Source organism: Streptomyces sp. NPDC127084, from assembly GCF_042724175.1.
GTDB lineage: Bacteria > Actinomycetota > Actinomycetes > Streptomycetales > Streptomycetaceae > Streptomyces.
Genome location: NZ_JBHXFA010000274.1, coordinates 1 through 4,795 on the forward strand (window position 1 = coordinate 1; position 4,795 = coordinate 4,795).

Genomic DNA, 4,795 nt, shown 5'->3' on the forward strand with positions numbered 1-4,795 from the left:
GGGGCGATGGTCGCTGTGCAGGCCACCGAGGAAGAGGTACGGCACCGTATCGCCGACCGTGACGACATGGCTGTAGCCGTGGCCGCTGTCAACGGGCCTACCTCTGTGGTGGTCTCCGGAGACGAGGAGGCTGTCACGGAGCTGGCCGGCCATTTCGAGCGTACGACCCGGTTGACGGTCTCCCACGCTTTCCACTCCCTCCTGATGGAGCCGATGCTCGCGGAGTTCCGGGGGGTGGCGTCCGGGCTGACCTTTCACGAGCCGCGGATACCGGTTGTGTCGAACGTGACCGGATGCCTGGCCGACCCGTCAGACTTGCGCGATCCCGAGTACTGGGTCCGGCACGTCCGTGAGACCGTCCGTTTCCACGACGGCATCCAGGCACTCGAAGAACACGGCGTACGCACCTTCCTGGAGATCGGCCCGCAAGCAGTACTGGCCGGGCTGGGCTGCGGCGACCAGGCAGTGTTCCTCGCCGTGCAACGCCGCGACCGACCCGAGACCAACCAACTCATCACCACCCTGGGTGACTTGCACACCCGAGGCGTCACCATCGACTGGGCCTCCCTCTTCGACGGACGCGGTGCCCGCACCGTCGACCTGCCCACCTACCCCTTCCAGCCTGACCGCTTCTGGCTGGATACCGCGGCCACCGTCGGTGACCCCTCAGGACTGGGGCAGCGGCCCGCGCAGCACCCGCTGCTCGGAGCCGTGGTGCCGCTGCCCGGCAGCGACGGCGTGGTGCTGACCGGGCGTCTGTCCCTCACCACGCACCCTTGGCTCGCCGACCACACGGTTCTGGGCACCACACTGCTGCCCGGAACCGCCTTCGTGGAACTCGCGCTCCACGCGGGCGACCGAGTCGACTGCCCGGTCCTGGACGAACTGACCATTCAGGCACCGCTTGTGCTGCCCGAGCACGAGGGCGTAGCCGTACAGATCGTCGTGGAAGGACCCGACGACTCCGGAGCCCGGCACCTGCTCGTCCACTCCCGGCCGGAGTCCGCGCCCCAGGACGAGCCGTGGGCGCGCAACGCCACCGGTGTTGTCCTGCCCGGTGCCCTGGCCGAAGCCACGCCTCGGGTGGACCTGCGGGTCTGGCCCCCGGAAGGGGCCGTCGCCCTGTCCGCGGACGGCTTCTACGACCGTCTCACCGAGCGCGGATTCGGATACGGGCCGGTCTTCCAAGGCCTGCGTGCCGCTTGGCGAAGGGACGGGGATCTGTTCGCCGAGGTTGCCCTCCCCGACAGCGCCCTGGATGAAGCGGCTGCCTTCGGACTGCACCCGGCTCTGCTCGACGCCGCACTGCACGTCAGCATCCTGGAGGAGCAGGAGGGTGAGGAGAGCCCGTCCATCCCGTTCTCGTGGAGTGGTGTACAGCTTCACGCCACCGGGGCCGCGGTACTGCGCGTGCGGGTCTCCCCGGACGGCGGCTCCGTCGCGGTCGCCGACGCCCACGGGCTGCCCGTGGCCGACGTACGGAACATCACCGCCCGCCCCGTGTCGGCCGACCGGCTCGACGGCGGTGCGGGAGAGGAACGCGAGGCCCTGTACCAGGTGGAGTGGCTGCCGGTGCCCGGACCGGTGACCCCGACCACCTCATGGGCGTTTCTGGGGCCGGACCCGCACGGCGTCGCCGGCCACGACATGCCCGCCGACCTCGACGCGCCCGCCCATCCGGACACGACCGCGTACGCGGACGGACCCGCCGCCACGGGCGTACCGGCCTATCCCGACGTGGCCGCGCTCGTCGCCGCCGTCGCCGAGGGCGCTCCGCTGCCCGAGGCGGTCGTCCTGGACGCCCACCGCCTCGGGGACCCGGCCGAGTCCACTCCCCACCTGCCCGACCGGATGCGCTCCTTCACCCGTCGCGTCCTGCCCGTGCTCCAGGAGTGGCTCGCGCACGATGTCCTCGCCGCTGCTCGCCTGGTCGTCGTGACGCGGGGTGCGGTCGGGGCGGGCCCCGGTGTCGCCGAGACGACTGGCGCGACCGATGTGGCCGACGTGGCGCAGGCCCCCGTCTGGGGCCTGGTACGGGCCGCCGCCGAGGAGATGCCCGGCCGCTTCGGGCTCCTCGACCTCGACCCCGGCACGGACGCGGAGAGGCCCGACCCGGCCGTTCTGGCCGAGGCGCTCGGCAGCCACCAAGGGGAACTCGCTCTGCGCGGTGCCACATTGCTGATGCCCCGGCTGTCCGCGATCCAGCCGGGTGCGGACGGAGCTCAGGACAGCCCCTGGGATGCCGCCGGTACGGTGCTTGTCACGGGCGGTACCGGGGGGCTGGGGTCGCTGGTCGCCCGTCATCTGGTCAGCGAGCACGGTGTCCGTCAGCTGCTGCTGATCAGCAGGAGCGGGATGGCCGCGGAGGGTGCGGCGGAGTTGGTGGCGGAGCTGTCCGCGGCTGGTGCCGAGGTGCGGGTCGAGGCGTGCGACGTCACCGACCGGGACGCGCTGGCCGGTCTGCTTGCCGCGATCCCCGCGGACCGCCCCCTCAGAGGCGTCGTGCACACCGCAGGCATCGCCGAGGGCGGCCTCGTCACCACCCTCACCCCCGCGTCCATGGAACGCGTCATGCGTCCCAAGGCCGACGCCGCCTGGAACCTGCATCTCCTCACCAAAGACCTGGACCTGACGGCGTTCGTCATGTTCTCCTCGTCCGGCGGTCTCATCCTCGCGGCGGGACAGGGCGACTACGCCGCCGCCAACGTCTTCCTCGATGCCCTCGCCCAGCACCGCCGGGCGACCGGCCTGCCCGCCACCTCACTCGCGTACGCCACATGGGATCCGCCGGTCGGCCTCACCGCCCAGCTCACCGAGGTGGACCTCAACCGCATCCGCTCCCTGGGCGTCCCCGCGATCAAGACCCATCAGGCGTTCGCCCTGTTCGACCAGGCACTCAGCACCGAACACCACGTGCTCGCCCCTCTCGTTCTGAACACGGCCGTACTGCACACCCGGCGCCGAGGTGCCTGGATCGGCGGCGGTACGGAACTCCCGCCCCTGCTGCGCCCGACCACACGCGCCGCGCACCGCCCGGCACGTCCGACGGCCGGCGCCCCCACGACTGCGGGCGAGGGTGCCCCCGGAGCCGGAAGCCTCGCCGGGAAGCTGGCCGCGCTTCCCGAGACTCAGGCCCGCGACACCCTGCTCGACCTCGTCCGCAGCCACGCCGCCTGGGTGCTCGGCCACGCCTCAGCAGACCCCATCGACCCCGACCGGGCCTTCCTGGAACTCGGCTACGACTCGCTGACCGCGCTGGAACTCCGGAACCGGCTGAAGGCCGTCAGCGGAGTGCCGCTGCCGACCACCGTCGTCTTCGACTACCCGAGCGCCAGAGCCCTCGCCGACCGGCTGATGGAGGAACTGCTCGGCGCCCGTGAGGACATCGCCGCAGCGGCCCGGACCGCCACGGCGGCGACACCGTCCGAGGGCGCGACGACCGGCACCGACGAACCCGTCGCCATCGTCGGCATGGCCTGCCGCTACCCCGGCGGTGTCACAGGCCCGGACGACCTGTGGCGCCTGGTCGCGGAGGGCATCGAGGGAATATCCGAGTTCCCGGCCGACCGTGGCTGGGAGGTCGAACGGCTCTACGACCCCGAGATGTCCCGACCGGACAGCAGCTACGTCAGGCACGGCGGATTCCTGCACGACGCGGCCGAGTTCGACTCGGCGTTCTTCGGTATCAGCCCACGCGAGGCGCTGGTCATGGACCCGCAGCAGCGCCTGCTGCTGGAGACCGCCTGGGAGGCCCTGGAACACGCGGGCATCCGTCCGGCCGGCCTGAAGGGCAGCCCAACCGGTGTCTTCGCCGGCGTCATGTACCACGACTACCTGACCGGCCGCAGCTCGGGCAGCGTCGTGGCCGGCCGCGTCTCCTACACGCTGGGCCTGGAAGGTCCCGCGATGTCGGTGGACACCGCCTGTTCCTCGTCCCTGGTCAGCCTCCATCTGGCCGGCCAAGCGCTACGGCGCGGAGAGTGCTCCCTCGCTCTGGCGGGCGGTGTCGCGGTGATGGCCACTCCCGACAGCTTTGTGGAGTTCAGCCGTCAGCGCGGTTTGTCGGCTGATGGCCGTTGCAAGGCGTTCTCGGCGACGGCGGATGGGACCGGTTGGTCCGAGGGTGTGGGTGTGCTGGTTCTGGAGCGTCTGTCGGACGCGCGGCGCAACGGGCACCGGGTGCTGGCGGTGGTGCGTGGTTCGGCGGTGAACCAGGACGGTGCGTCTAACGGGCTGACCGCGCCGAACGGCCCGTCGCAGCAGCGGGTGATCCGGCAGGCTCTGGCATCAGCCGGACTGACGGCCGCGGATGTGGATGCCGTGGAGGCACACGGGACCGGCACGACGCTGGGTGATCCGATCGAGGCCCAGGCCTTGTTGGCCACCTACGGCCAGGAACGGCCGGAGAACGGTAGGCCGTTGTGGTTGGGGTCGTTGAAGTCGAACATCGGGCATGCGCAGGCGGCTGCTGGTGTCGGCGGTGTGATCAAGATGGTGATGGCGATGCGGCACGGGGTCCTGCCCCGGACGCTGCACGTGGACGAGCCTTCGCCGCATGTGGACTGGTCGGCGGGTGCGGTGGAACTCCTCACCGAGGCCCGCCCGTGGGAGCACAACGGGCATCCGCGCCGGGCCGGCGTCTCGTCGTTCGGCTTCAGCGGCACCAACGCGCACGTCATCCTTGAAGAGGCTGTCGAGCTTGCGGAGGAGAGTGAAACCGCTGCTCCTGTTCTTCCCGCTGTGCCGTGGGTGTTGTCGGCGCGTGGTGAGACGGCGTTGCGGGCGCAGGCGGAAC

At 71.2% G+C, this 4,795-nt stretch carries 1 protein-coding gene; it reads left to right on the top strand.

Annotated features, from left to right (window positions below; translation table 11 throughout):
• Nucleotides 1–4,795: SDR family NAD(P)-dependent oxidoreductase (locus ACFWI9_RS32925; RefSeq protein ID WP_387168580.1), on the top strand; the 4,795-nt coding region annotated here is incomplete at both ends.